This window comes from Aquiflexum sp. (genome assembly GCF_977115555.1).
This window is the reverse complement of sequence record NZ_CDSBKL010000335.1, coordinates 1-4,597: the sequence shown is the minus strand read 5'-3', so window position 1 is coordinate 4,597 and position 4,597 is coordinate 1. Positions and strand designations below refer to the sequence as shown.

Below are 4,597 nucleotides of genomic sequence, written 5' to 3'. Positions count from 1 at the left end.
ATGATTATTACATTTATAATAATCTTGGGAGATTTATAGTATTTGACTATGTATACCCGTTGTGCTAATTAAGTGATTGCGACTTTCAAGTTATTAATTGGCCTATTGAATTCAAATTTATTGAGGTATTGAATCAGTGTTAGTGCTGTTATTTTGGCGAGAATTCTTGTTTTGAATCCCTGAAAAGTTTTGGCGTAGTTTCTTCTGATCATGAACTGGTCGCAGAGTTGTGAGAATAGTGTTTCAAGCCTTTTTCTTGCCTTTCTGAATATCCACTTTTGTTTTACAAATCCTTTCTGATTATTTCTCATGGGCGTTTCAAGTTTGATGTTTGCGGTATGAAAGAGGTCTAGCTGGATCGAAGAGGATAGATAGCCTTTGTCTCCAATCAGCACACAGTCAGAGAGTTTGGTGTTCATTTCGGAAAGAAAATTTACATCATGTATGTTGGCTTTGGTCAATTCGATGGAATGGAAAACACCATTTACCGAACAGACCCCTTGTAATTTGTAGCCATAGAAGTACATTTTCTGAGCGGCACAGTATCCTTTTTCAGGAGAAGTTTCAAAAGCCTCGGCACAGACTTTAGAACGTTTTTCTCTTGAAAGTTTGCAGACTTCAAGTGGCATGGAGTCGATGATGTAATAGTCTTCAAAGCTAAGAAACTGTTCAGCAAGTTTGCTTCTGACCAGATCAATGGTGAGGAAAAGACCTCTTTTCCTTCGGTTAAATCTCGATCTGTCAATCAGATTGGGGAAAGATTGCTGATAATCAGACCGAAGTTTATTAAACAACCAGTTTTCACTGTCACAGGACATGAATTCAGCGACCAATGAAAGTGCAATCACTTCTAAATCAGTAAATTCAGATCTTGGACCAGGTTTGGAAAGGTTGCCTGAGGAGTCGAAAACTGAGAGATTAAGTGATTTGATAGTTTGATAAACTTTGTCGAAATTCGTTTTAATATCGTGCATCGGCTTGGACTAGTAAGATTTGTTTGCAACCTTAATTTACTAATATTCAGGCTTTTGCACGATTTATTTTTACATAATTTACTAGCACAACGGGTTAATAATGTAAAAAAATGTCCACCTCAGATGGATGCACTTCTATTAAGCTATTAATTTATCAGCTGCTGCGGGACCTTGAGTGCCCCGCTTTAAAGCCAATTTTTTCCTGATTTTTCCTCTCTACTTTTTTGCAAGAAACTTATTTACCTCTAACCAATAAATAAAGGCATCAAACCAACGGTTACTTGTACGGTTGGGATTGCCAAGGCCGAAGCCGTGGCCACCGTTTTGATAAAGATGAAACTCCACAGGAATACCTGCTTTATACCAAGAATCGATTACCCCAAACTGCCCTTGAAAAAGAAAATCATCTGTCGCTATGACATTAAACATCGGAGGGGCATTCTTGGGGACTTCCACGGGACCCATACCTCCATAGATTGGACCGATAAAGGCAAGCTTCATGGTCTTGGAGTGCAGTGTCGAGTGCATGGTCAATCCTGCACCGGCCGAAAAACCGATCATCCCTATTCGGTCGGTATCAACACCCCATTCTTTGGACCTGTCAATGATCATGGCATAAGCTGCCTCCGCATCCTCGAGTTGGTTGGATAAGTCTCTTTGCGGTGGACGGGGAGGAGTGGCAGGTTGTGCCGAACCGGTAGCTGGTGCCGCAGGTGGTGCTGTTCTAGGGCGGTTCATCCAGGCTGAAAAATCTTCCAAGGACTCAGGAGTCGGGTTGAGGCGGTACTTGAGGACAAAAGCGGCAATTCCCTGCTTGGCAAGTGCCTCGGCGACTTCCCATCCTTCATTGCCCATCGACAGCCAACTGAAACCTCCTCCAGGAGCGACGATCACAGCGGCGCCGTTTGCCTTACCAGGTTCGGGAAGAAAAGGGGTGAGTGTGGCAACAGTGATGTTTCTGGCCATCGGATCGCCCCACTGCCTGAACCAACTTTCTTTTGCAGGTTGGTTTTCGACGCCTCCTGTTCCGAGTAGGATTGCCCCCGGTTCTTCCGGAGCCTCCAAGGGATAAATGGTCCCATCCTGAGCGAATGCTGAGGAAGCAAAAGCAAAGAAACAGACCAAAAAGGCCTGTAGGGTAAAGGTTTTAGGTTGATAGGTCATGTTGAAATAGGGTTATGGAGATGAAGGTTATTTGGTTATTGTTTATTGATAAAGCTGCATTGGAAAGCAAAATCCTACTCGCGATTTCACTGTTCTTAGATAAAGATATAAATAAATGTCTGATTTACACTTATTATTTTCTGATCTGCTTCGAGATTACAAGAATGGTGTGAAATCATGTCCAAACTGAAAGCGCAATCCGCTATCGAAGACCCACCGTCAGACCCTGAAGGTCGGACGGTTTACCAAAAAGGTGACACAACTCACTAAAAAGGTGGACTCGGTAGGTGAAAAGGTGACTGAGTTCGTCTTTGATTGGGAGTGGGTACTTCCGAAGTACCCCTCCCCACTTGGGAAGTACCTCTTTGATATCCAGCGGAAAAAACTTATATTAGTATACTTTGAAAATGTAGGTTTTTTAACCAATAATTATAATGTTCAAAAACTTTATCTGGGTCTGGGTTTTCTTTGCTCTAGTAGTTCTGTCAGCATGTGGGTCGCCCAAGGAGTCTAAATCCATCGAAGGAGAATACCCTCAAGAAAATGTATCAGAAGTTCCTACCGATATAGAGAAGAATGAAGGTGGAGATGAAGGTTATGAGAAAAGCAATGATTCTACTTTAGGTATTTCGGACGGAAGGGCTGAGGATTATTTGGTTCAAATTGAGGCACCTGATACAATCAAGATAGGGCAGACAGGTGAACTTTCTGTTTGGATTGGTTTTGAGGATTTTCAACCTGCCGTGGGTAGCGGAAGCTTCAGTACCGAAACACTTCCCGCTGAGGCAGGAAATTATGCGAAAATTATTCCAAAGGCTCCCGGATTTGAGCTTGATAGAGATGAATACAAGTGTATGAAGATTTTCCCCAAAGGTTCGTCGGTTGTATTTAATTTGAAACCAAAAGAACAAGGGACTTACCCCATCAGCGTGATTGTGGAAGTCTATTCAGAAAATGGCTGTTTGGGTACCCCTATCCCAAGAGCTTCTAGAGGTCTGAATATTGTGGTTGTGGTGGATAAGGAAAGAGAATCTCAGGAAAGAAAGGATAGCTTATGGTCAATTTTCTGGGATAAGTTTAATGTGTTTTTTGGTTCGCTGCTTGTGGTGATTTTTGGATTTATCATTTATATGATCAATAAGTTTTTGAAGAAAAAAACCGGGTATAATGGGCGGGAACCGGATAATTGACCCCTGATGGAGTTTTGGTAGATACACTAAATCCGTCAACAACCCTAAAAGGGTTTAACTTTTAGGATATTATAATTGAAATTGACAAATAAGGGAACAAAAAAATATAAGGTTTAATTACTTCCGACTACTTTACCGAATACACCTAGGCATTACCAAAAGCAATGCTACTTGAGTTAGGGCACAAATCATTTCCTTTGATACCCTCCTGAATAGGGAATAAAATTCCTGAAAATTGAAGAAATTGCAGGTAATCAACTGCCAAATACCCCCTTACAACTAACTTTATGAAAATTTTTTACCTAAACTCTTGTTATTGTAAATTACATTAACTACATTTTGTTCAAGTACATGGTACTTGTAGTTTTTTTATTAATCACCCCTAATGTAAATAGTAATGGAAAACAGAACCTCCATTGAGATCCCTGCAGCGGATCTCCAGGCCATCAAGGCCTCCCTTCAGAATATACAGAGCCTCCTGGCTCCGTATGTCATCGCCCTCACGCCGGAGCAGCGTAAGAAGCTTCCCAAAATGAGTGACGGGACAGAGCCCTTTGTTGACAAGGCTTTGGACTACTCGATCAACAGTCCGGAATTTCTTCCGGCCTATGTCAATCAGGCAGATTTCCAAAAAGACTGGAACAACTGCACAGGTCTGATCGCTTTGATCCGGATCATGGCACAGATCCAGGACACGATGAGCGATACCGCCATGCTGTCCGGGTCGGAAGCCTATGTCAGTGCGCTGAGCTACTACAATTCTGTCAAGCAAGCCGCGAAGATCAATGCCCCCGAAGCCAAAGCCATCTATGAAGACATGCGGAAGCGGTTTGAAAAGAAGCCACGAGCCACCAATGGCGGATCGGGTGTGTAAAAGAATTCCATTGATTTGAACTATTTAAGTATTAAAAGCCGGGCCAAATGGTTCGGCCTTTTTTATGGATTTCAAAAAAATCCAATCGAGTACTTACGGAGACTAACCTTGGATCTCGGAAGACCAAGTTTGGTACTAAAAGATGCTCGCTTGATATAAAAAGACTCAACCTTGATATAAATAAATCCTCGCTTGATACAAAAAGACTCAACGCTGATGTAAAATGATCCTCGTTTGATACAAAAAGAGTCAACGTTGATACAAAAAGATGCTCGCTTGATAAAAAATGATCCTCGCTTGAAATGATTAGCATCACCGACGATACAAAAAGAGTCAACCTTGATACTAAAAGACTCAACTTTGATGGTAAAAGATCCTCGCTTGATATAAAAAGG

The 4,597-nt window shown here is 41.8% G+C and carries 4 protein-coding genes; 2 read left to right on the top strand and 2 right to left on the bottom strand.

Annotated elements, in window-relative coordinates:
- Positions 1-68 precede the first annotated feature (68 nt).
- On the bottom strand, positions 69-974 hold the full coding sequence (locus tag ACZFYI_RS16090) for an IS982 family transposase (RefSeq protein ID WP_462525149.1): 906 nt from the start codon (positions 972-974) through the stop codon (positions 69-71).
- Between the two features lie 216 nt (positions 975-1,190).
- A complete protein-coding gene (locus ACZFYI_RS16085; RefSeq protein ID WP_462525148.1) occupies positions 1,191-2,138 on the bottom strand; it encodes an alpha/beta hydrolase in 948 nt (315 codons plus the stop codon).
- A gap of 434 nt (positions 2,139-2,572) precedes the next feature.
- Between ACZFYI_RS16085 and ACZFYI_RS16080 the strand changes: the two genes are divergently transcribed.
- Together ACZFYI_RS16080 and ACZFYI_RS16075 are read left to right on the top strand one after the other, a co-directional pair.
- The gene (locus tag ACZFYI_RS16080) at positions 2,573-3,328 is read left to right on the top strand and encodes a hypothetical protein (protein ID WP_462525147.1); all 756 of its coding nucleotides are present in this window, start codon (positions 2,573-2,575) and stop codon (positions 3,326-3,328) included.
- Positions 3,329-3,860: 532 nt separating this feature from the next.
- Positions 3,861-4,202 carry a hypothetical protein gene (locus tag ACZFYI_RS16075; protein ID WP_462525146.1) on the top strand — a complete coding sequence of 114 codons (342 nt, stop codon included), beginning with the start codon at positions 3,861-3,863 and terminating at the stop codon, positions 4,200-4,202.
- Positions 4,203-4,597: the final 395 nt, after the last annotated feature.